Raw genomic sequence first — 20,859 nt, forward strand, 5'->3', positions numbered from 1 at the left:
TTCTGGTATTGCTCTATTCCGCCGCGATGATCTTCGGCGCTTCGGCGGAGGGAATGCGGCATGTAACTTCCGTGCCCTCGCCCTCCTTGCTGCGGATCGAGACATTGCCGTGGTGGAGGCTGACGAAGCTCTCGACGATGGAAAGGCCGAGGCCGGCGCCGCCGCGCTGGCCGTAGCTTTCGAAGCGGTTGAACACGGTGTTGAGCACATCTTGCGGGATACCGGGTCCGCTGTCGGAAACCGAGAAGACGAAGTCGCCCCCTTCGCGCCAGCATTTGAGATCGATCGCGCTGCCGTCCGGGGCGAAGTTCGCCGCATTGGTGAGAAGCTTGATGAAGATCTGCTTCAGCCGTTGCTGGTCCGCAACGATCCGGCCGAGATTGTCGGGAACGTCGGTTCTCAGCGACACGCCGCTCTCGGCAAGCCGTTCGCCCATCTGCTGCGTCACGTCGTCGATGAGGTCGACGAGTCTGACCTCCGACAAGTCGAGCTCGACGATGCCGGCATCGACAGTCGCAAGATCGAGGATGTCGTTGACGATGGTCAGGAGCAGCGACGAGGAGGTGGCGATGTGGTCGACATATTCGGCCTGACGCTCGTTGAGCTCGCCGAAGACCGGTGTTTTCAGAAGGTCGGCGAAGCCGATGATGTTCGTCAGCGGCGAGCGCAGCTCGTAGGAGACGTGGTGCACGAAATCGTTTTTCAGCGCGTCCGCCTTGCGCAGTGCTTCGTTCTTCTCGGTCAATGCGCGCTCGACTCGAACGCTGTCGGTTATGTTGACGAAGGTCAGCATGGTCTGCGCGTTGGGCAGCGGAATGACCGCGTAGTCGAGGATGAGGCCCGTGCGCAGTTCCAGGATGCCGCGGCTCGACGGCCGCTCGTCATCGAAGCTGGTGATGATATGGGCGAAGCGCTTCCAGCCATCCGGCTGGTCGTAGGAGGCGAGGCATGCCTGCTCGATCGCCCGGATATGGGTTCCGGCCTGGGCCTCGGTCTCGTTGATGCCCCAGATCGCCCGGAATGCCGGGTTCGAGAGACGGATGCGGCCGTCGGGGCCGAAGACGGCGACGCCCTCGGCCAGATGGTCGATCGTTTCGCCCTGGACCTGAACGAGCGTGTTGTAGCGCGTTTCGAGGTCGACCCTTTCCGTCAGGTTCTCGAACACCCAGGTCGCACCGCCCTGCGGCCGCGCGGTGGCGAAAACGCGGAGCGTCTGGCCGTTCGGCAGGTGCCAAAGATCGGACTGCGTGTCGATCGCCTGGTAGACGGAAAGCGCATTTGCCTTCCATTGTTTCCAGTTGAGCTGCTCCGGCAGCTTGCCGCCGGCACGCAGCCGGTCGAGCACCTCGCCATTGTCCGGCTTGCGCTCGAGGAACCCCATGTCGAGGTCCCAAAGGCGCTGGAAAGCCTGATTGTAGAACTGAAGGCGCTGGTTGCCGTCGAATATCGCCACCGGCGTCGCCAGATGTTCCAGTGTCTCGGCATGGCTCTTGAGCGTCCGCGCCAGCTCCTCGCGTACCGCCTCGATGCCGGAGACGTCGATCGCGATTCCGGCCGAGCCCGCGGGCGTGCGGGCGTCGACGACGTCGAAGAACGTCCGGTTGCCCCTGACCACGGTCGAAACCTTGTCGCGGAACGGCGTCTGGAACGTCGAGACCGTGCGGATCCGCTCGCGGGCTGCGGTCGCGAGCAGCTCTCGCTCTTCGGCGACCGCCGTGCTCGCGCTCTGGCTTTCGACCGCATTGGCGTAGGCGGCATTGACCCATTCGAGCCTGCCATCTCCTCCGCGCTGCCAGGCGGGAAGATCGACCGCGTCGAGCAGCGTGCGGAATGTCGAAAGCGACGCATGCAGCTGATCGCGCTCGAGCTTCAGCTCGGCGAGTTCGGCCCTGAGATTGTTGAGCGCGATGAAACGCACGAAGGCCCGCCCGCCGGACACCCGGCCCTGGGCCTCGAGCACCTCGTTGCGTTGCGTTTCGAGCACGAGGTCGAAGCTCTGCGCTTGCGCGCGCAGGGTTTCGATCGCCTTTTCGAGCAGGCTTGCCGATTGCGGCTTGATCCAGCGGCCGAAGGCGAGAAAATCGCGATCGTCCTGCGGCGCCCCGGTTTCGACCGGGAGCTGGCCGAGGAATTCCGGTCGTTCCGCGAGCCCGTCCCAGATCACGATGCGCCTGTTCTTGTCGGCGATCAGCGCCTGGAAACGGGAAATGCGCTGGTTCGTGTCCGACAGATTGGAACGAAGTTCGCGGTTCTCGGCCTCGATGTTGCCGCGCTGCCGGATGAGCCAGATCGCCGAGATCATGGCTGCCGAAATGACGCCGATCAGGACGGAGAAGGTCACCACCTCGGATGTGCCGAAGATGCTCCTGGCCGGGTCGGTTGCCTGAGCTGCGGCGTCGCTTGCGGCAAACAGCATCGTTCCCGCAAGGAGCCGCTTGATCAGCTTCGGCGCCCCCTGCCGTTCTGAAGAAGTCATGGATACTGATGTTTTCACGGTGCCGCCCCCGTTCGCCCGGAAAGTGCCGGCGACCTTGCGCCCCCGCGCGCCGGAACCCGTTCGAGGGTTCCCGTTGGTTCCGATTGCATCTCCGGTCTGTCTCCGTCTGTTTGCCGCCTGTTCGACAAGACATCCCATTCGACCGTGCCGCCGGCCGAAAAACGGCGCCAGCGTCACGAATCAATGACTTAAGCATACTTCTTTGAGGATTCAGCTGAAAGTGTGCGGCCCAAAAAAGCGGCCGCGATCTCTTGTCAAGATCGCGGCCACAAGATGTTGTGGATTGTCCGGGTAAGGATCAGTACCGGTAGTGTTCAGCCTTGAACGGACCCTGCGGCTTCACGCCGATATAGGCGGCCTGTTCGTCGGAGAGTTCCGTCAGCTTGGCGCCGAGCTTGGCCAGATGCAGGCGCGCGACCTTCTCATCGAGCTGCTTCGGAAGCACGTAGACCTCGTTCTTGTAGTTCTCGCCCCTGGTGAAGAGCTCGATCTGCGCCAGAACCTGGTTGGAGAAGGAAGCCGACATGACGAAGGACGGATGACCGGTGGCATTGCCGAGGTTGAGCAGGCGGCCTTCCGAAAGCAGGATGATGCGGTTGCCCTTCGGGAACTCGATCAGGTCGACCTGCGGCTTGACGTTCGTCCACTTCAGGTTCCGGAGCGCCGAGACCTGAATTTCGTTGTCGAAATGGCCGATATTGCCGACGATCGCCATGTCCTTCATCGCGCGCATATGCTCGATGCGAATGACGTCCTTGTTGCCGGTGGTGGTGATGAAGATGTCGGCGGACGATACGACGTCTTCGAGCTGAACGACTTCATAGCCGTCCATGGCTGCCTGAAGGGCGCAGATCGGATCGACTTCGGTGACCTTGACGCGTGCGCCGGCGCCGCTGAGCGAGGCGGCCGAGCCCTTGCCGACGTCGCCGTAACCGCAGACCACCGCGACCTTGCCGGCCATCATCACGTCCGTGCCGCGGCGGATGCCGTCGACGAGCGATTCCTTGCAACCGTATTTATTGTCGAATTTCGACTTGGTGACGCTGTCGTTGACATTGATTGCCGGGAAGGGCAGCAGGCCCTTGGCCTGGAGCTGGTACAGGCGGTTGACGCCCGTCGTCGTCTCTTCCGTCACGCCCCTGATCGCGTCACGCTGCTTGGTGAACCAGCCGGGTGTCGCGGCAAGGCGCTTCTTGATCTGTGCGAAAAGGATCTCTTCCTCTTCCGAGCCCGGGTTCGTCAGAATGTTCTCGCCCGCCTCGGCGCGGGCGCCGAGCAGGATGTACATGGTCGCGTCGCCGCCGTCGTCGAGGATCATGTTCGACACGCCGCCATCGGCCCACTGGAAGATCTTGTCGGTGTAGGTCCAATATTCCTCCAGCGTCTCGCCCTTGACGGCGAAGACGGGAATACCGCTCGCGGCAATCGCGGCAGCAGCGTGGTCCTGGGTCGAGAAGATGTTGCACGACGCCCAGCGGACTTCGGCGCCGAGCGCGACCAGCGTCTCGATCAGCACGGCGGTCTGGATGGTCATGTGGAGCGAGCCGGTAATGCGGGCGCCCTTCAGCGGCTTCGATTCGCCGAATTCCTCACGGCAGGCCATCAGACCCGGCATTTCCGTTTCGGCAATGGCAATTTCCTTGCGCCCGAAATCGGCAAGCCCGATGTCGGCGACGATATAGTCCTGCGTTGCGCTCATGAAGTTCTCCAGGCTGATCCTAGGGCCGCCCCGGCCACATGGCCGTTCGGCGGCATGACAATGCCTCCCGCGATCGCGGGCAGCGTGGTCTCGGTCTATCAGGAATCCCAGGGAAGGGCAACCAACATATAAAGAAGTCTTTATATGTTTATATCGGTTACATCTCTTCGCCGAATCTGTCGCGCACCAGGGAATCGAGGGCGTTGAGCGCCTCTTCGGCCTGAGCGCCGCTGGCGGTGACGAAGACCGTGCAGCCGGTGCTGGCCGCCAGCATCATCAGGCCCATAATCGAGGTTCCGCCGACCGTCATCCCGTCCTTCGAGACGGTGATCTCGGCGTCGAAGGCCTCGACGGTCTGCACGAATTTCGCAGAGGCACGCGCATGCAGGCCGCGCTTGTTGACGATGAGCAGTTCGCGCGTCAGAGCCGTGTCGGGGCGGTGGTCCATTATTTCCCACTCAGAACGCGGCTGGCGACATTGATGTATTTGCGCCCGGCTTCGGAAGCTTCCACAAGCGCCTTGTCCATGTCGCTTTCGCCACGCACGCCGGCGAGCTTGATCAGCATCGGCAGATTGACGCCGGCAATGACCTCGACGCTGCCGCCGCGCATCACGGAAATGGCGAGGTTGGAGGGGGTTCCGCCGAACATGTCCGTCAGAATGATGACGCCGTCGCCTTCATTGGCCTTTTCGACGGCGTCGAGGATATCCTGACGCCGCTGATCCATGTCGTCCTCGGGGCCTATGCAGACGGTCTCGATAGCTTTTTGCGGACCGACGACATGCTCCAAAGCGTGCCGGAACTCATCCGCCAGCTTGCCATGAGTGACAAGCACAAGTCCGATCATGGGTATCTTTGCTCCAACTGCATATGCAACTCGTTGATGGCCAGATATCGCAATGCAGCAATTTCGTCCACCTGTTGGGGGCGCCATCTTGGCAAGGAAAAGCCGAAGTGCAAGCCAAAAATGCCGAAAAAGCAGCCGTGCTGCATTCAGATCAGGCTAAAGTCCTAGATTTCGGGGCAGAAGCGCGGCGAGGGCGTCGACTGGCGAAAGCGGTCCTTCAACGGGAACGCGCAACAGCGGCAGATTTCGCCCGATATCGAGCTGCAGTTCCTCCTCCTCCGGCGGCAGGCGCGGGTCGAATGGCGTCCTGACGGGCATGATCGCCCACTCGAGAACGCACGCGGAGAGAGTTTCGACCTTCGCGATCCCGCATCCGCGGATTTCAATCAGCCCGCGAATGGCCGCGGGGCAGCGCGCGACGATGCGCCCGTCGCGAAGCGTCAGATCGACCCGGTCGTCCGCGACGAGCGCGGCGAAGCGGCCCCGGCGCCGCAACTCCGAGATACAGGCAAGTGCCAGGGCCGACTTGCCCGAGCCGGAAGGCCCCGTGATCAGGAACCCGGCCGTGCCGAGAACGATCGCTGTCCCGTGGACATTGATGACAGGCGCGTTCACGGGTGCGGCTCGGCGGGCAGCGAGAGGATGAAGCGGGCGCCGCTGACGCCGCCGTCCTTGCCGACGAGGTTCTCGGCCCTGAGCGTTCCGCCATGCGCTTCGGCGATCTGGCGCGAGATCGAAAGGCCGAGCCCGGAGTTCTGGCCGAAGTCCTCGCCTTCGGGCCGGTCCGTATAGAACCGCTCGAAGATGCGATCGATGTCCTCCGCCTGGATGCCCGGGCCGTTGTCTTCGACATAGACGAGACAGCGCGATCGCGACCGGGTCAGTCGGACGATGATGCGCCCGTTCTGCTCGGGGACGAAGGAGCGGGCGTTTTCGATCAGGTTCGTGATGATCTGGCCGATGCGCAGTTCGTAGCCGCTGACGATGAAGCTCGCGCGCGGATTGTCCTTGCGGTCGACGACGAAATCGAGCAGCACCGGTTTCTTGCTGCCCCGGATCTGCCGCGAGATATCGACGAGGTCGCCGAGGAGCTTTTCCAGGTCGACCTTTTTCGCGTCGGAGCGGGCAAGCTCCGCATCCAACCGGGAGGCATCCGAAATATCGCTTATCAGCCGGTCGAGGCGCCGCACGTCGTGCTGGATGACGTCCATGAGCCGCTTCTTCGATTCCTCGTTGCGCGCGAGCGGCAAGGTCTCCACCGCGCTGCGCAGCGATGTCAGAGGGTTCTTGAGTTCGTGGCTCACATCGGCGGCGAAGTTCTCGATCGCCGCGATACGGTCGTAAAGCGCCGTCGTCATTTCCCGGAGCGCAACCGACAGATTGCCGATTTCGTCCTGGCGGGATGAAAAGTCCGGGATCTCCTCGCGTTCCTTGGCGCCGCCGCGACGCACGCGGATGGCGGCGGCCGAAAGCCGGCGGAGCGGATTGGCGATCGTCGATGAAAGAAGCAGCGAAAGAATAACGTTGACGAGCGCCGCCACGCCGAAAACGCGGATGATCGCCAGCCTTTCGGCATGGACGATCTTGTCGATGTCGCCGGCCTGGGTGGAGAGAAGGAGCACGCCGAGAACGGCGCGGAATCGCTGTACCGGCACTGCCACCGAGACGATCAGCTCGCCCTTCTCGGTCACGCGCACGACGGCGCCGCGCACGCCGGTCAGAGCGTTCATCACCTCCGGGTAGATGGAGCCGTTACCGCCCGGCGGCTCCTTGTAGAGCGGGAGGTTGCCCGGCTGCAGCAACCGGTTGAACCACGTGGCGAATTCCTCCGCGAGGCTCGGCGATTCCGGATCGACCGGGGGCAGGTCGAAGCGGAGCACCTGACCCCCGCTATAGAGATGCCGAGAGTCGAGCAGCAGGTCAGCATCCGCGTCGAAGAGGCGCGCGCGGGTACGCGTGGGCGAAATCAGCCTTCTGAGGACCGGCGCCACGCGCTCCTGGATGATCGGGAATTCGAGGTCCTCGTCGCTCGGCAGCGGCGTGATGCTCTCACCGGCCTGCAGCTCCAGCAGCTTTTCCGGATCGATGGTGATCGAATTGGTGTCGACCGATGCGGAGGCGGAAATGGCGCCGGCGATGATCTCGCCCTGCGTCAGGAGGCTCTCGACGCGCGCATCGATCAGACCTTCCCGGAACTGGTTGAGGTACATGATCCCGCCGACGAGTACCACAAGCGCGACGAGGTTGAAGAAGACGATGCGCCGCGTCAGGCTCGAGAAGACGGCATTGCCGAACAGGCGGCGGATCAGCGTAAAGGGATGCGCCCATCGCCTCTGCCCGCGCAGCGTCGATGTCCGTCCTTCAGCTTCTTCGATATCGCCCTGCAAGACTTCTACCAAGTCTCCCGCTCCCGCGACGCCTGTCGCCTTCGCCCGTTCCGCGATGCCCTACGCCAGCCGGCGCCGCCGCGCAAGCGCTACACGCGCCGCGCACCTGGCCTATGCGAAGCCCGCCGGCCCTAAGCATGGCGTGCACCCCGAACGATGCGCGATCCGCGGATTCGTTTCCTCAGGCCGACTCGCGGAACCGATAGCCGACGCCGTAGAGCGTCTCGATCATGTCGAAGTCGTTGTCGACCATCTTGAACTTCTTGCGAAGCCGCTTGATGTGGCTGTCGATCGTCCGGTCGTCGACATAGACCTGTTCGTCATAGGCAGCATCCATCAGGGCATCGCGGCTCTTGACCACGCCGGGGCGCTGCGCCAGCGCGTGCAGGATGAGAAACTCCGTGACCGTCAGCGTCACGGATTCGTTCTTCCAGGTACAGGTATGCCGCTCCTGGTCCATGACGAGCTGCCCGCGTTCGAGCGAACGGGAGGGCGTGTCGGCATTCTTCGCCGGTCCTGCCGCCCCGGCCACAGCCTCCCGGTTGGCCGCGCGACGCAGGATGGCCTTGACGCGCTCCACCAGGAGGCGCTGCGAGAAAGGCTTGGTGATGAAGTCGTCGGCGCCCATCTTGAGTCCGAAGAGCTCGTCGATTTCCTCATCCTTGGACGTGAGAAAGATGACGGGCAGATCGGACTTCTGTCTCAGCCGCCGCAACAGCTCCATGCCGTCCATGCGGGGCATCTTGATGTCGAAGATAGCGAGCTGCGGCGGGCGCGCCAGCAGACCCTCCAGCGCCGATGCGCCGTCCGTATAGGTTTCGACTTTGTAGCCTTCGGCTTCCAGCGCGATGGACACGGATGTCAGGATGTTGCGGTCGTCATCGACAAGCGCGATGGTCTGCATCTTATTGTACTCCGTTTTCGGGCCCGGTTGCCGGTGCGCTTCAAGCTGCGCCTCAAGAATCGCGGCAACCGCGAGTCACGGCCGCGTTACTTGAGTATAAAGGTGGAACAAATTGTGGCGAAGTGCAAAAGCATGTGGTGCGGGTTCCCCGCGGACGGTGGCGCAGATAGGCTTCCGGGAGCTGCGATTCAACCGATTAAAAAATACATATTTTTCTTTAAATCGATTAATATACTGATATCATTACCGTTTTAGGATCGGCTATCTTGTCTTGGGTGAGCCTTGCCGGTATGTTCCGACGAAATTCAACGCCAATGGCCAAACACGAAGGAAGCTTGACCATGGATGAGCTTGGCAGCCGCAATCCCTCTATCGGACTGGAATCGATCGGATTTTCCGGCCTCTCGGTCGTCCGCTACAACTTCGAGGCGGCGCAGCTTTACGAAGAGGCCTTGGCCCGCGGCGAAGCCGAACTGACGGCGCATGGCGCGCTTTGCGCCCGCACTGGCCAGCACACCGGCCGCTCGCCCAAGGACAAGTATGTCGTGCGCGACGCCAACACGGCCGACCAGATCTGGTGGGACAACAACAGTGCGATTTCGCCGGAAAACTTCGAGCTTCTTCGTCAGGACATGCTTGCGCATGCAAAGGGCATGTCACTCTATGTCCAGGACCTCGTCGGCGGTGCCGACCCGGAGAATGCGCTGCCGACGCGCGTCGTAACCGAATTCGCCTGGCACTCGCTGTTCATCCGCAATCTGTTGATCCGCCCTGAGCGCGAGGCCCTTTTGTCGTTCCAGCCGAAGCTGACGATCATCGACCTGCCGAGCTTCAAGGCCGATCCCGCGCGCCACGGCTGCCGCAGTGAGACGGTCATCGCTTGCGACCTGACCAACGGTCTCGTCCTGATCGGCGGCACGTCCTATGCGGGCGAGATGAAGAAATCGGTCTTCACCGTGCTCAACTACCTGCTGCCCAAGAAATCGGTCATGCCGATGCATTGCTCGGCCAATGTCGGCGCCGCCGGCGACACGGCGATCTTCTTCGGTCTCTCCGGCACCGGCAAGACGACGCTCTCGGCCGACCCGAATCGCACCCTGATCGGTGACGACGAGCACGGCTGGGGCGAAAAGGGTGTCTTCAATTTCGAAGGCGGCTGCTACGCCAAGGCGATTCGCCTGTCGGAAGCGGCGGAGCCTGAGATCTTTGCGACGACTCGGCGCTTCGGCACGGTGATGGAGAACGTCGTTCTCGACGAGCGTCGCCAGCCTGACTTCGACGACGGCTCGCTGACGGAAAACACCCGCTGCGCCTACCCGCTGGATTTCATTCCGAATGCCAGCAAGACCGGCACGGCGCCGCAGCCGCGCACGATCATCATGCTGACCGCGGACGCGTTCGGGGTTTTGCCGCCGATCGCCAAGCTGACGCCGGAACAGGCCATGTATCACTTCCTCTCCGGCTACACCGCCAAGGTCGCTGGTACCGAAAAGGGCGTAACGGAGCCGGAGGCGACGTTCTCGACCTGTTTCGGTGCGCCGTTCATGCCGCGCCATCCGTCGGAATACGGCAATCTCCTCAAGGAGCTGATCGCCAGGCACGGGGTCACCTGCTGGCTCGTCAACACCGGCTGGACCGGCGGTGCCTATGGCACGGGGAGCCGCATGCCGATCAAGGTGACGCGCGCACTTCTTTCGGCGGCGCTCGACGGTTCGCTGAACAACGCCTCCTTCCGCACGGATACGAATTTCGGCTTCGCGGTGCCGGTCTCCGTGCCGGGCGTCGAAGCCGGCATTCTCGACCCGCGGTCCACCTGGGCGGACGGTGCCGCTTATGACGCCCAGGCACGGCGACTGGTCGACATGTTCATCGCCAATTTCGCCAAGTTCGAGAGTCACGTCGACGGCAGCGTACGCGACGCCGCTCCTGGCGCCCGGGTGGCCGCCGAATAAATCGGGTCTCTTGCCATGATTCACGTGAAACCCGGCTGCCTGCGGCCGGGTTTTGCATTTGCGGCTGCTTTTCAGGCATGCGATAGAAACGGCCGAGGAAAGATGCATGGCAAGCGAACCGCTTTACATCAACGAAACCATCGTGATCGCCGGCTGGGAGCTCACGGAGCAATTCGTGCTGGCCGGTGGTCCGGGCGGGCAGAACGTCAACAAGGTTTCCACGGCCGTCCAGCTCTTCTTCGATATTCCGGCTTCGCCGTCCCTGTCGGAACGCGTCAAGGCCAACGCCTTGAAGCTCGCCGGCCGCCGCGCCTCCAAGGAAGGCGTCCTGATGATCGAGGCCAGCCGCTTCCGTAGCCAGGAGCGCAACCGCGAGGATGCCCGCGAGCGCCTGAAAGAGCTGATCCTGAAGGCGGCGGAGCCGCCACCTCCGCCGCGCAGGAAGACGAAGCCGACACGAGGATCCATCGAGCGCCGGCTGAAGGAGAAATCCGGCCGCTCCGAAATCAAGAAGCTGCGCGGCCGTCCCGCCGGCGATTGAACGACCTGGAATCTTGAGCGCGCTCCCTTGCCTTTTGCCTGCAATCGCCCTCTCTTATCCGGATAGTCTGCGGAAGAGGAGGCAACCATGGGTTTGTTCAGTTTCATCAAGGATGCGGGAAAGAAGCTCGGGCTCGGCGGCGACGACACGGCGCCGGACGCGGCGAGCGTCGAAAAGGAGCTCGCTTCCCATGATCTCGGCACCAAGGACGTCAAGGTCGACGTAGTCGATGACAAGGTGGTGCTGAAGGGCGTCGTCAAGGACCAGTCCACCTTCGAAAAGGCGGTGGTGGCGGTCGGCAACACGCTCGGCATATCGAAGGTCGAGGCATCCGAACTCAAGGTGGGCGACGGCGCCGCCGCGCCGGCCGAGGCGAAGGCCCCGGTCTTCTACACCGTGAAGAAGGGCGACAATCTCTGGAAGATCGCCGAGGCGCATTACGGCAAGGGCAAGGGCGCCAAGCACACCGCGATCTTCGAGGCCAACAAGCCCATGCTCAGCCATCCCGACAAGATCTATCCGGGGCAGGTGCTGCGCATCCCGGAACTGGATGCCGGGTGAACGGAAGTCGGTTTCGGGTCGATCCCGGCCCCGGCCAGCGCTATATCCCGGTCGACTCCCGTCAGATCTGCTGACGGGAGGCACTTTGGTCGATACTGCACGACAGGATGCGCGCAAATGCTGGTGCTGCCGAAAGGGGTAAGACACATTCCCGGTTTCCTCGACCGTTCCCGCCAGGAGGAATTGGTCGAGGCTGTCCGCGCCGTTGTCGCGGAGGCGCCGCTCGTCGCGCCAGCGATGCCTAAGACCGGCAAGCCAATGTCCGTGCGCATGACCAATTGCGGTGCGCTCGGCTGGGTTACCGACCGCGATCGCGGCTACCGCTACCAGTCGGTGCATCCGGTCACCGGCAAGCCCTGGCCGCCGATACCCGGCATGCTGCAGGACATCTGGAATGCCGTGGCGGCGAGCGAAAAGCTGCCCGAGGCGTGCCTGGTCAACTTCTATTCCGCGGAGGCACGCATGGGCCTCCACCAGGATCGGGACGAGCGTGACCTGGAGACCGCCGTCGTTTCTATCTCTCTCGGCGACAGCTGCCTCTTCCGGGTCGGCGGCCGCACGCGCGGCGGACAGACCGTGTCGTTCAAGCTCGAAAGCGGCGACGTGGTCGTGCTCGGCGGCGAAGGGCGCCTCGCCTTCCATGGCGTCGACCGCATCTATCCCAATACCTCGACGCTCCTGAAGAGCGGCGGCCGGCTCAATCTGACGCTGCGTCGCGTCAATCCTTGATGTCGCGCGATCTCCGCAAGGACCCCTCCCGAACGCCTGCGGCCACAAAGGGGAGGGGTACGGTGCTTGGCGGCGACCGTCTGCCCTTCCACCCGTGGGGAGCGGCTGGGAAGGGCCTTATCGACCAAAGACGATAAACTTGTTCAAAGCTTCCGGAGTGCCACCGTCTGCGTCAGATGGTTGGGGCCTTTCTGCAGGATGAGATCGGCGCGCGGCCGCGTCGGCAGGATATTCTGGTGCAGGTTCTTGAGGTTGATATTGTGCCAGAGGCCCTCGGCGATCGCGCGCGCCGCATCCTCGCTGATCGTCGCATAGCGATGGAAGAAGGATTGCGGGTTCTGGAACGCAGTTTCGCGCAGTCGCATGAAGCGGTTTACGTACCAGCTATGGATCAGGCTCTCTTCGGCGTCGATATAGATCGAGAAGTCGAAGAAATCGGAGACCATCGGCACGATCTTGCCGTCGGCAGGCAGATCGCGCGACTGCAGCACGTTTATCCCCTCGAAAATCAGGATGTCCGGCCGGTCGATCACTTGGAACTGGTCGGGGATCACGTCATAGGTCAGGTGCGAATAGGTCGGAGCCTTGACGTTCGGCCGGCCGGCCTTGATTGCCGAGAGGAATCTGAGCAGAGCACCGATATCGTAGCTCTCGGGAAATCCCTTGCGATCCATCAGGTTTTCCCGCTGGAGAACCGCATTCGGATAGAGGAAGCCGTCGGTTGTGACGAGGTCGACCTTCGGGCTCGAGGGCCAGCGCGCGAGAAGCTCGGCAAGGATGCGCGCCGTCGTCGACTTGCCAACGGCGACCGAGCCCGCAACGCCGATGACGAAAGGCGTCTTGGTCTCGTTCGACATGCTGAGGAAACGCGCTCGCTGCCTGAAGAGGATCTGTGACGCCTCCACATGGGCCGAGAGGAGCCGCGAAAGCGACAGATAGATGCGGCGCACCTCGTCGAGATCGACCGGATCGTTGAGCGAGCGCAGGCGCTGCACCTCCCCGGCCGTCAAGGTCAGCGGCGTATCGGCGCGAAAGCGCGACCATTCCTCCGCGGAGAAGACGTGATAGGGCGAAAATTCACCCCCTTGGAGATTGCCCGGAATGTCGGCCGGTTCGATGTCTTTCGCGGCGATGCTCATGGATTCTGCCGGTTCGCCTTTTCCTGCAGGCCGGATTGGCTCGTCCGCCTGGCCAGTTCGCTCATCACATCCTGTAACGGGACGGCGGCGATATTCAATACGACCATAAGATGATAGAGGAGATCGGCACTCTCATCGACCAGATTCTTCCGGTCTTGGCCGATCGCGGCGATGACCGTTTCCACCGCTTCCTCGCCGAGCTTCTTGGCCGCCTTCGTCTGCCCGCCCGCCACCAGCCTGGCTGTCCAGGATTCCTCCGGGGCCGCCCGGGCACGGGTCGCCACAATCTTCTCCAGGTCGGAGAGGGTGAACTCGGTCATGTCAGATCCTTTTCGTTGACGGCCGCGCCTCAATCGAGACGCATGGCGATGCCGTGCTCGGCCATGTGGCGCTTTGCCTCGCCGATGCTGTAGGTCCCGAAGTGGAAGATTGACGCGGCGAGCACGGCGGTCGCATGGCCGTCGCGGATGCCCTCGACCATATGGTCCAGCGTGCCGACCCCGCCGGAGGCGATGACGGGAGCGCGAACCGCATCGGCAATCGCCCGTGTCAGGCTGATGTCGTAGCCGCTCTTCGTTCCGTCGCGGTCCATCGAGGTCAGAAGAATCTCGCCGGCGCCGAGGTCGACGACCTTGCGCGCAAATCCGATCGCGTCGATCCCTGTCGCCTGCCGCCCGCCATGGGTGAAGATTTCCCAGCGGTCCGCCTCTCCCGGCGTCGAGACTTTCTTCGCGTCGATGGCGACGACGATGCACTGGTCGCCGAACTTGTCGGCGGCCTCGGCGACGAATTCCGGATTCTTAACCGCCGCCGTGTTGATGGACACCTTGTCGGCGCCGGCAAGCAGGAGCTTGCGGATGTCGGAGACCTGGCGCACGCCGCCGCCGACGGTGAGCGGCATGAAGCATTGCTCGGCGGTGCGGGCGACGACGTCGAAGATCGTATCGCGATTGTCGGAGGAAGCGGTGATGTCGAGGAAACAGAGCTCGTCTGCGCCGGCCGCGTCATAGGCGCGTGCCGCCTCCACAGGGTCGCCGGCATCGATCAGATCGACGAAGTTGACCCCCTTGACGACGCGGCCGTCCTTCACGTCGAGGCAGGGGATTACCCGGGCTTTCAGCGTCATCGCATCTTCGCCTTTCTTGCTTCGCGGATGAGATTCAGGGCTTCCTTCGGATCGATCCGCCCGTCATAGAGCGCCCGGCCGGAGATCGCGCCTTCGAGCTTTTGCGCATCCGGTTCGGTCAGGCGGCGGATGTCGTCCATCGAGGCGAGGCCGCCCGAGGCGATGACCGGGATCGAAACCGCGTCCGCGAGTTCGAGCGTCGAGGCCCAGTTGATGCCGGTCAGGATGCCGTCGCGGTCGATATCCGTATAGATGACCGCCGCGACGCCGGCACCCTCGAACTTTCTGGCAAGCTCGATCACGCCGAGCTCGGAGGCTTCCGCCCAGCCCTCGACCGCGACCTTGCCGCCCTTGGCATCGATGCCGACCGCGACCCGACCCGGGAACTTGCGGCAGGCTTCGATCACAAGCGCCGGATCGCGCACCGCGACGGTGCCGAGGATGACGCGCTTCAGTCCGCGCGAAAGCCAGTTCTCAATATGATCGAGCGTGCGGATGCCGCCGCCGAGCTGCACCGGGTTCTTCGTCGCCCTGAGGATTGCGTCGACCGCCGCACCGTTGACGGTCTCCCCGGCAAAGGCACCGTTCAGGTCGACCACGTGCAGCCATTCGAAGCCCTGCTCTTCGAAGGCGCGGGCCTGCGCAGCGGGGTCGGGATTATAGACCGTCGCCTGCTCCATATCGCCGAGCTTCAGTCGGACGCATTGCCCGTCTTTGAGGTCGATTGCGGGAAAGAGGATCATGTGTTCGTCCGATCAGAAATGACGCGGCAGCTTCAGGGCTTCCAGCGCAGGAAATTCGAAATGAGGGCGAGGCCGAGGGCCTGGCTTTTTTCCGGGTGGAACTGCGAGCCCGCCATGTTGTCGCGCGCGACGAAAGCCGTCACCGGACCGCCATAGTCCGCCTCCGCCACCACGTCCTCGGCGCGCGTTGCTGCGAGGTGGTAGGAATGGACGAAATAGGCGTGCAGACCGGTTTCGCCGGTCGGAATACCGTCGAAAAGCGCATGCGGGCGGCTGAGGTTAAGCGTGTTCCAGCCGATCTGCGGGATCTTGAGCGAGGGATCCTCGGGCGTCATTTCGACGACGTCGCCCGCAATCCAGCCGAATCCCTTCGTCACGGTTTTTTCGAGCCCGCGGGACGACATGAGCTGCATGCCGACGCAGATACCTAAGAAAGGCCGGCCGGCTTTCTCGACCGCCTCGGTCAGCGCATCCTCCATCCCCTCCACGGCGGCGAGCCCGCGGCGGCAATCGGCATAGGCACCGACACCCGGCAGCACGAGGCGGTCGGCCGTGGCCACTTTGTCCGGACTGTCGGTGAGATCGATTTCGGCCGCGATGCCGGCTTCGCGGGCGGCGCGCTCGAAGGCTTTGGTGGCCGAGCGCAGATTGCCCGATCCGTAGTCAATGATGGCGACCCGCATCAGCGCTCTCCATAGGATTCGAAAAAGCCGAGCCCCGCGGTGCCGGCCGGCCGTCCCGGGCTGGACCGATCGATCGACGGCAACGGCGCCGCATGTGTTTCATGGTCGGTGGACCCGGGACTCGAATAGTAGATTTCTTCGGCCGTCTCGAGATCGCGTGCCGGAACGACCGAACGAAGCGTCCAGTCGCGCGCCGAGAGCTTGCTCGCGATGAGAAGCGGCCCTTCGAGCGACACGATGAGGCCGAGCGCCAGATGGACGAGCAGCGCTGCGCCGAAGCCGCCCGGCATCGATGCCGAAAGAAGCAGCACGAACTGCAGAATGGCAACGGAGATTCCGATGAGCCACGCGCGTTTGACGATGAGCCACGGGCCGGGGAAGAAGAAGGCGGTCCAGGAGAAGCCGTCGGCGATGAATCGCGCCCTTTCGTCGTCGGCCGGTGCGCCGGGCGGGGTCATGATCAGGTAGGAGGCCATGGTCTTAAACCAGATACTGACCGGCTCAGGCGAGCGTCCCCTTGGTCGAGGGAACGCGTCCCGCCTGGCGCGGATCGATTTCGGTTGCCGTGCGGAGCACGCGGGCGACGGACTTGAAGCAGGTCTCGGCGACATGATGATTGTTGGCGCCGTAGATGTTCTGCACATGCAGCGTAATCCCGGCATGCTGGGCGAGCGCCTGGAAGAATTCGCGCACGAGCTCGGTGTCGAAGGTGCCGATCTTCGGCGACGTGAAGGTCACGTTCCAGACGAGGAAGGGTCGACCGGACACGTCGACGGCAGCGCGCGTCATCGTCTCGTCCATGGCAAGGTCGATGGAGGCATAGCGGGTGATGCCGCGGCGATCGCCGAGCGCCTTGGCAAGCGCCTGACCGATAGCGATGCCGGTGTCCTCGACGGTGTGGTGATCGTCCACATGAAGGTCGCCCTCCGCCTTGATCTCCATGTCGATCAGCGAATGGCGCGAGAGCTGGTCCAGCATATGGTCGAAGAAGCCGACGCCGGTCGCGATCTTCGATACCCCCGTCCCGTCGACATTGACGGAAACGGATATGGCGGTTTCATTCGTCTTTCGCGAAACTTGGCCGGTGCGGCTCGGCGTCACGTCTGCCATCAGGCTCTCCTGTCTGCGCTCTCCGATGACTTTGGGCCCGCCGGGCTGTCGGAGCAACATCGTTTTCGGGCGGCGCGGAGAGAGGCGAAAAACCGCCATCGCTCTTCGTATTCCGCTACAGAGCCGCTCCATATCAGGGGAGGCTCGAAATATCCAGAACTGCGACGGAGATTCGGCCGGGCGCAACGGCGTGAAAAGGAAAGGCGCATGGACGCGGGTTCGCACATTTGCAATCGCGCGGCTGCGACTTACATAGGCCTCAAGCAACCAGGCTCATTGCGAGCCGCAAACCCCGGCTTCCCGGGCCCCATAGGTACTTTCATGAGCGAACACAATCCTTACGGAACGATGCATGCAACCACCATCATCACGGTGCGCAAGGGCGGCAAGGTGGTAATGGCGGGCGACGGCCAGGTCAGCCTTGGCCAGACGGTTATGAAGGGCAATGCCCGCAAGGTCCGCCGTCTGTCGAAGGGCGATGTGATCGCAGGCTTCGCCGGCGCGACGGCCGACGCCTTCACGCTTCTGGAAAGGCTGGAGGCGAAGCTCGAGCAATATCCCGATCAGCTGATGCGCGCGGCCGTGGAGCTCGCCAAAGACTGGCGCACGAATAAATATCTGCGCAATCTCGAGGCGATGATGCTGGTTGCCGACAGAACGGTGACGCTGGCGATCACCGGCAATGGCGACGTTCTCGAGCCCGAGCACGGCACGATCGCCATCGGTTCGGGCGGCAACTACGCCTTTGCCGCGGCGCGGGCGCTCATGGATAGCGAAAAGTCGGCCGAGGAGATCGCCCGCCGTGCCCTCGAAATCGCCGGCGACATCTGCGTCTATACCAATCACAACGTCGTCGTGGAGACGCTGGATGCGGAATGAGCCGGCAGAGGTCAGCTTCGAGCGGGTGGATGAACGCCACCTGCCGATGCTCCTTGGCTGGCTCTCCGAGCCGCATGTCCGGCAGTGGTGGGGCGATCCGGATGTGGAACTCGGACTGATACGGGACGGTTGTGCGAGCGGCGAGGTCGAAGGTTTCGTCTTCCGCGTGGAGGGGAAGCCGGCCGGATATATCCAGTCCTGGATCCCGTCGGAATATGACGAGGAGCCCTGGGCCAAGGATCTGTCGATCGACACGCCGGGCGTCGACATCTTCATCGGCCCGCCCGAAATGACAGGCAGAGGCGTCGCCGCCAAGGCGCTCAGAGCCTTTGCCGCAAGATTGTTCGAAAACGGCGCCGCGCGCATCGTCATCGATCCGGACGCCGGCAACCGCCGCGCCGTCCGCGCCTATGCGAAGGCCGGTTTCGTGCCCTGTGGCGAATGGATAGACGAGTCCGGTCGAACCCTCCTGATGGAGCTCAAGCGGACGGAATTTGAGAGGAATTGATGAGCAACTTTTCACCCAGAGAAATCGTGTCGGAGCTCGACCGCTTCATCATTGGCCAGAAGGACGCGAAGCGCGCGGTCGCTATTGCGCTGCGCAACCGCTGGCGCCGTCAGCAGCTCAGCGACGAGTTGCGCGACGAGGTCATGCCCAAGAATATCCTGATGATCGGCCCGACCGGCGTCGGCAAGACGGAGATTTCCCGTCGTCTCGCCAAGCTCGCCGGCGCGCCCTTCGTCAAGGTGGAGGCCACGAAATTCACGGAAGTCGGCTATGTCGGCCGCGATGTGGAGCAGATCGTGCGCGATCTTGTCGAGGTCGGCATCAGCCTGGTGCGCGAGAAGCGGCGCGCCGAAGTGAAGGCGAAGGCCCATCAGAACGCCGAGGAGAGGGTTCTCGATGCATTGGTCGGTGCCACCGCCTCGCCGGCAACCCGTGATTCCTTCCGCAGGAAGCTGCGCGCCAACGAACTCGACGACAAGGAGATCGAGATCGATATCGCCGATACCGGCGCGCCGGGCGGCGGCTTCGAGATCCCGGGAATGCCGGGCGCCAACATCGGCGTCCTCAACCTCTCGGAAATGTTCGGCAAGGCGCTCGGCGGCAGGACCAAGAAAATCAAGACGACGGTCAAGGACTCCTACGCGCTCCTGGTCAACGACGAGTCCGACAAGCTGCTCGACAACGAGCAGATCCAGCGCGAGGCGGTGGCGGCGGCGGAAAATGACGGCATCGTCTTCCTCGACGAGATCGACAAGATAGCCACCCGCGAAGGCGGCATAGGTGCCGGCGTATCGCGCGAAGGCGTGCAACGCGATCTTCTGCCGCTGGTCGAGGGCACGACGGTGGCGACGAAATACGGACCGGTGAAGACCGATCACATCCTCTTCATCGCGTCCGGTGCATTTCACGTCGCCAAACCATCGGATCTCCTGCCGGAGCTGCAGGGGCGCCTGCCGATCCGTGTCGAACTTCGCGCGCTCACCAAGGAGGATTTCCGCCGCATCCTGACGGAGACCGAGGCGAGCCTCATCCGCCAGTACAAGGCGCTGCTCGAGACCGAGGGCGTGGCGCTCGACTTCACCGAGGATGCAATCGATGCGCTTGCGGAGGTCGCGGTCCAACTCAACGCCAATGTCGAGAACATCGGCGCGCGGCGCCTGCAGACCGTGATGGAGCGTGTGCTCGACGATGTCTCCTTCAATGCGCCCGATCGTGGCGGTCAGGGGGTGACGATCGATGCCGACTACGTCCGTCAGCATGTCGGGGACCTCGCGGCCAACACCGATCTGTCGCGCTACATCCTGTGACGCAGGCGTCGCAACGTCTCTGATCACCGAATTGTGGGGCGCCTGTCACTCGACAGGCGCCTTCATTTTTTCTAGACCGATCAGAGCCGTTAAGAATTAAGGCATCATTCCGACATGATCGTGCCTTAGGGGGCGCCGCCGAACGGACGGGGCCCGCGGCTTCTTGGAAGAGTTCTACAGGAAAACAGACTTTGCGCCTTACCGCCTGCATGCTCGTGATCGCCACATTCTGCTTCGCCGCCGGGCCTTCGGCCGCGAGCGGGATCCTTGTCGTCCCGCAGGGCAATCGCCATGTCGAGCAGCCGGGCATTCCGGGCGCCTCGGTGCGCCGCACCAAGGCCGGCCGCACATCCTTCGACGCGAAATACGAAAAGGTGCGCGAGCTTCTCGCCACCGACCGCAGCCTCGTCGGCAAGATCAAGTCGGTCGCCAGCGCCTACGGCATCGCGCCCATCCACATGGTCGGGGCGATCGTCGGCGAACATACCTACAATGTCGACGCCTACGACCGGCTGCAATCCTATTACGTCAAGGCGGCCGCCTATGCGGGCGACAGGTTCCAGTTCGGCTATGAGGGCGAGTCCATCGCCGAGTTCGTCGAGCGGCCCCAATTTGCCGAATGCGCCGGCAAGAAAGGCTCCTACGCGCTCTGGAGCTGCCGCGAGCGGGTCTGGGACAGCCAGTTCCGCGGCCATGCGGTGGCCGGCAAATCCTTCCCGAACAACCGCTTCAGCGCCGTCTTCTTCCAGCCGTTCTTCGCCGGCCAGACCTTCGGCCTCGGCCAGATCAATCCGCTCACCGCCCTGATGCTGACGGACATGGTGTCGCGCGTCTCCGGGTACGAACGCCTCGATGAGAACGATGCGGCCGGCGTCTACGAGGCCATTATGGAACCGGACGTGTCGCTTGCCTATATGGCCGCCTCGATCCGCCATTCGATCGATGCCTATCGTTCGATTGCCGGCATGGATATCTCCGGCAACCCGGGCCTGACGGCAACGCTCTACAATGTCGGCAATCCGGATGCGCGTGCGGCCGCGCTTGCCGCGAAGAACCAGGGGGGCGAGGTCCACTGGCCGGAAGAGAACTATTACGGCTGGCTTGTCAACGACAAGCTGGCAGAGCTCGAACGCCTGTTGTGATCCCTTGTCGCCTCGCAGCGGAACCATCGCGATTCACGTGAAGCATTTTCTTGATTGCGCCGTAAAAAACTGAAACGGTAAGCAAACAGGAAAGGCGACGTCA

At 63.1% G+C, this 20,859-nt stretch carries 22 protein-coding genes; 8 read left to right on the forward strand and 14 right to left on the reverse strand.

The features are described 5' to 3' along the window. Positions 1 to 13: 13 nt before the first annotated feature. The 7 genes from SINAR_RS0127245 to chvI form a co-directional block, all read right to left on the reverse strand. Positions 14 to 2,476 (reverse strand): PAS domain-containing sensor histidine kinase, encoded by a 2,463-nt coding sequence (locus tag SINAR_RS0127245; protein WP_419761332.1) that lies wholly within the window; start codon positions 2,474 to 2,476, stop codon positions 14 to 16. 319 nt (positions 2,477 to 2,795) lie between these two features. After that, positions 2,796 to 4,196: an adenosylhomocysteinase gene (gene ahcY / locus SINAR_RS0127250; RefSeq protein WP_028002027.1), complete on the reverse strand. Its 1,401-nt coding sequence runs from the start codon at positions 4,194 to 4,196 to the stop codon at positions 2,796 to 2,798. A gap of 157 nt (positions 4,197 to 4,353) precedes the next feature. After that, complete coding sequence (locus SINAR_RS0127255; RefSeq protein ID WP_033057616.1) at positions 4,354 to 4,644, reverse strand: HPr family phosphocarrier protein; 291 nt, start codon at positions 4,642 to 4,644, stop codon at positions 4,354 to 4,356. Next, positions 4,644 to 5,045, reverse strand: a complete 402-nt coding sequence (locus SINAR_RS0127260; protein WP_003532013.1) for a PTS sugar transporter subunit IIA — start codon at positions 5,043 to 5,045, stop codon at positions 4,644 to 4,646. Before SINAR_RS0127260 ends, SINAR_RS0127255 begins: the two co-directional genes overlap by 1 nt. A gap of 156 nt (positions 5,046 to 5,201) precedes the next feature. After that, positions 5,202 to 5,660, reverse strand: coding sequence for an HPr kinase/phosphorylase (locus SINAR_RS0127270; RefSeq protein ID WP_028002029.1), 459 nt, complete (start codon positions 5,658 to 5,660; stop codon positions 5,202 to 5,204). After that, a complete protein-coding gene (gene chvG, locus SINAR_RS0127275) occupies positions 5,657 to 7,390 on the reverse strand; it encodes a two-component system sensor histidine kinase ChvG (protein WP_234710665.1) in 1,734 nt (577 codons plus the stop codon). The genes SINAR_RS0127270 and chvG overlap by 4 nt, the downstream gene beginning before the upstream one ends. A 223-nt stretch (positions 7,391 to 7,613) precedes the next feature. Then, positions 7,614 to 8,336: a two-component system response regulator ChvI gene (chvI, locus tag SINAR_RS0127280; protein WP_028002031.1), complete on the reverse strand. Its 723-nt coding sequence runs from the start codon at positions 8,334 to 8,336 to the stop codon at positions 7,614 to 7,616. Positions 8,337 to 8,677: 341 nt separating this feature from the next. On the opposite strand from chvI, the gene SINAR_RS0127285 reads away from it, so the two are divergent. The 4 genes from SINAR_RS0127285 to SINAR_RS0127300 all read left to right on the forward strand — a co-directional run bounded on the left by SINAR_RS0127285 (position 8,678) and on the right by SINAR_RS0127300 (position 12,119). Then, a complete protein-coding gene (locus tag SINAR_RS0127285) occupies positions 8,678 to 10,288 on the forward strand; it encodes a phosphoenolpyruvate carboxykinase (RefSeq protein WP_028002032.1) in 1,611 nt (536 codons plus the stop codon). A 106-nt stretch (positions 10,289 to 10,394) separates the two neighbouring features. Next, positions 10,395 to 10,829 carry an alternative ribosome rescue aminoacyl-tRNA hydrolase ArfB gene (gene arfB, locus SINAR_RS0127290; protein WP_028002033.1) on the forward strand — a complete coding sequence of 145 codons (435 nt, stop codon included), beginning with the start codon at positions 10,395 to 10,397 and terminating at the stop codon, positions 10,827 to 10,829. Between the two features lie 87 nt (positions 10,830 to 10,916). Beyond that, positions 10,917 to 11,390 (forward strand): peptidoglycan-binding protein LysM, encoded by a 474-nt coding sequence (gene lysM, locus SINAR_RS0127295; protein WP_028002034.1) that lies wholly within the window; start codon positions 10,917 to 10,919, stop codon positions 11,388 to 11,390. Positions 11,391 to 11,507: 117 nt separating this feature from the next. Further along, the gene (locus tag SINAR_RS0127300) at positions 11,508 to 12,119 is read left to right on the forward strand and encodes an alpha-ketoglutarate-dependent dioxygenase AlkB (protein ID WP_028002035.1); all 612 of its coding nucleotides are present in this window, start codon (positions 11,508 to 11,510) and stop codon (positions 12,117 to 12,119) included. A gap of 143 nt (positions 12,120 to 12,262) precedes the next feature. Here the strand turns inward: SINAR_RS0127300 and coaA are convergent, their stop codons facing one another. The 7 genes from coaA to hisB are packed head-to-tail and all read right to left on the reverse strand — an operon-like array spanning position 12,263 to position 16,920. Continuing rightward, complete coding sequence (coaA, locus tag SINAR_RS0127305) at positions 12,263 to 13,258, reverse strand: type I pantothenate kinase (protein WP_028002036.1); 996 nt, start codon at positions 13,256 to 13,258, stop codon at positions 12,263 to 12,265. Beyond that, positions 13,255 to 13,578 carry a phosphoribosyl-ATP diphosphatase gene (locus SINAR_RS0127310; protein ID WP_028002037.1) on the reverse strand — a complete coding sequence of 108 codons (324 nt, stop codon included), beginning with the start codon at positions 13,576 to 13,578 and terminating at the stop codon, positions 13,255 to 13,257. The genes coaA and SINAR_RS0127310 overlap by 4 nt, the downstream gene beginning before the upstream one ends. A gap of 29 nt (positions 13,579 to 13,607) precedes the next feature. Next, on the reverse strand, positions 13,608 to 14,384 hold the full coding sequence (hisF, locus tag SINAR_RS0127315) for an imidazole glycerol phosphate synthase subunit HisF (protein ID WP_028002038.1): 777 nt from the start codon (positions 14,382 to 14,384) through the stop codon (positions 13,608 to 13,610). After that, a complete protein-coding gene (hisA, locus tag SINAR_RS0127320; protein ID WP_028002039.1) occupies positions 14,381 to 15,127 on the reverse strand; it encodes a 1-(5-phosphoribosyl)-5-[(5-phosphoribosylamino)methylideneamino]imidazole-4-carboxamide isomerase in 747 nt (248 codons plus the stop codon). Before hisA ends, hisF begins: the two co-directional genes overlap by 4 nt. Before the next feature lie 32 nt (positions 15,128 to 15,159). Further along, positions 15,160 to 15,810 carry an imidazole glycerol phosphate synthase subunit HisH gene (gene hisH / locus SINAR_RS0127325; protein ID WP_028002040.1) on the reverse strand — a complete coding sequence of 217 codons (651 nt, stop codon included), beginning with the start codon at positions 15,808 to 15,810 and terminating at the stop codon, positions 15,160 to 15,162. After that, positions 15,810 to 16,286, reverse strand: a complete 477-nt coding sequence (locus SINAR_RS0127330; protein WP_028002041.1) for a DUF2628 domain-containing protein — start codon at positions 16,284 to 16,286, stop codon at positions 15,810 to 15,812. Before SINAR_RS0127330 ends, hisH begins: the two co-directional genes overlap by 1 nt. A 25-nt stretch (positions 16,287 to 16,311) precedes the next feature. Continuing rightward, entirely contained in the window at positions 16,312 to 16,920 is a 609-nt protein-coding gene (gene hisB / locus SINAR_RS0127335; protein ID WP_003531981.1) for an imidazoleglycerol-phosphate dehydratase HisB, read from the reverse strand. 321 nt (positions 16,921 to 17,241) lie between these two features. Between hisB and hslV the strand changes: the two genes are divergently transcribed. The 4 genes from hslV (at position 17,242) to SINAR_RS0127355 (ending at position 20,756) form a co-directional block, all read left to right on the forward strand. Continuing rightward, on the forward strand, positions 17,242 to 17,799 hold the full coding sequence (gene hslV / locus SINAR_RS0127340) for an ATP-dependent protease subunit HslV (protein ID WP_028002042.1): 558 nt from the start codon (positions 17,242 to 17,244) through the stop codon (positions 17,797 to 17,799). Continuing rightward, positions 17,789 to 18,307, forward strand: coding sequence for a GNAT family N-acetyltransferase (locus tag SINAR_RS0127345; protein ID WP_028002043.1), 519 nt, complete (start codon positions 17,789 to 17,791; stop codon positions 18,305 to 18,307). The genes hslV and SINAR_RS0127345 overlap by 11 nt, the downstream gene beginning before the upstream one ends. Continuing rightward, complete coding sequence (gene hslU / locus SINAR_RS0127350) at positions 18,307 to 19,614, forward strand: ATP-dependent protease ATPase subunit HslU (RefSeq protein ID WP_028002044.1); 1,308 nt, start codon at positions 18,307 to 18,309, stop codon at positions 19,612 to 19,614. Before SINAR_RS0127345 ends, hslU begins: the two co-directional genes overlap by 1 nt. Before the next feature lie 191 nt (positions 19,615 to 19,805). Further along, positions 19,806 to 20,756 (forward strand): DUF1402 family protein, encoded by a 951-nt coding sequence (locus SINAR_RS0127355; RefSeq protein WP_028002045.1) that lies wholly within the window; start codon positions 19,806 to 19,808, stop codon positions 20,754 to 20,756. Positions 20,757 to 20,859: the final 103 nt, after the last annotated feature.

The sequence above is a fragment of the Sinorhizobium arboris LMG 14919 genome, from assembly GCF_000427465.1.
GTDB classification, from domain to species: Bacteria; Pseudomonadota; Alphaproteobacteria; order Rhizobiales; family Rhizobiaceae; genus Sinorhizobium; species Sinorhizobium arboris.

Coding starts and splice junctions, on each gene's coding strand:
- SINAR_RS0127245 (WP_419761332.1), bottom strand. CDS start 2,476: ATGACTTCTTCAGAACGGCAGGGGGCGCCGAAGCTGATCAAGCGGCTC.
- hisH (WP_028002040.1), bottom strand. CDS start 15,810: ATGCGGGTCGCCATCATTGACTACGGATCGGGCAATCTGCGCTCGGCC.
- hisB (WP_003531981.1), bottom strand. CDS start 16,920: ATGGCAGACGTGACGCCGAGCCGCACCGGCCAAGTTTCGCGAAAGACG.
- hslU (WP_028002044.1), top strand. CDS start 18,307: ATGAGCAACTTTTCACCCAGAGAAATCGTGTCGGAGCTCGACCGCTTC.
- lysM (WP_028002034.1), top strand. CDS start 10,917: ATGGGTTTGTTCAGTTTCATCAAGGATGCGGGAAAGAAGCTCGGGCTC.
- SINAR_RS0127330 (WP_028002041.1), bottom strand. CDS start 16,286: ATGGCCTCCTACCTGATCATGACCCCGCCCGGCGCACCGGCCGACGAC.
- SINAR_RS0127255 (WP_033057616.1), bottom strand. CDS start 4,644: ATGGACCACCGCCCCGACACGGCTCTGACGCGCGAACTGCTCATCGTC.
- chvI (WP_028002031.1), bottom strand. CDS start 8,336: ATGCAGACCATCGCGCTTGTCGATGACGACCGCAACATCCTGACATCC.
- SINAR_RS0127300 (WP_028002035.1), top strand. CDS start 11,508: ATGCTGGTGCTGCCGAAAGGGGTAAGACACATTCCCGGTTTCCTCGAC.
- ahcY (WP_028002027.1), bottom strand. CDS start 4,196: ATGAGCGCAACGCAGGACTATATCGTCGCCGACATCGGGCTTGCCGAT.
- arfB (WP_028002033.1), top strand. CDS start 10,395: ATGGCAAGCGAACCGCTTTACATCAACGAAACCATCGTGATCGCCGGC.
- SINAR_RS0127285 (WP_028002032.1), top strand. CDS start 8,678: ATGGATGAGCTTGGCAGCCGCAATCCCTCTATCGGACTGGAATCGATC.
- hisA (WP_028002039.1), bottom strand. CDS start 15,127: ATGATCCTCTTTCCCGCAATCGACCTCAAAGACGGGCAATGCGTCCGA.
- hisF (WP_028002038.1), bottom strand. CDS start 14,384: ATGACGCTGAAAGCCCGGGTAATCCCCTGCCTCGACGTGAAGGACGGC.
- hslV (WP_028002042.1), top strand. CDS start 17,242: ATGAGCGAACACAATCCTTACGGAACGATGCATGCAACCACCATCATC.
- SINAR_RS0127260 (WP_003532013.1), bottom strand. CDS start 5,045: ATGATCGGACTTGTGCTTGTCACTCATGGCAAGCTGGCGGATGAGTTC.
- SINAR_RS0127345 (WP_028002043.1), top strand. CDS start 17,789: ATGCGGAATGAGCCGGCAGAGGTCAGCTTCGAGCGGGTGGATGAACGC.
- SINAR_RS0127310 (WP_028002037.1), bottom strand. CDS start 13,578: ATGACCGAGTTCACCCTCTCCGACCTGGAGAAGATTGTGGCGACCCGT.
- coaA (WP_028002036.1), bottom strand. CDS start 13,258: ATGAGCATCGCCGCGAAAGACATCGAACCGGCCGACATTCCGGGCAAT.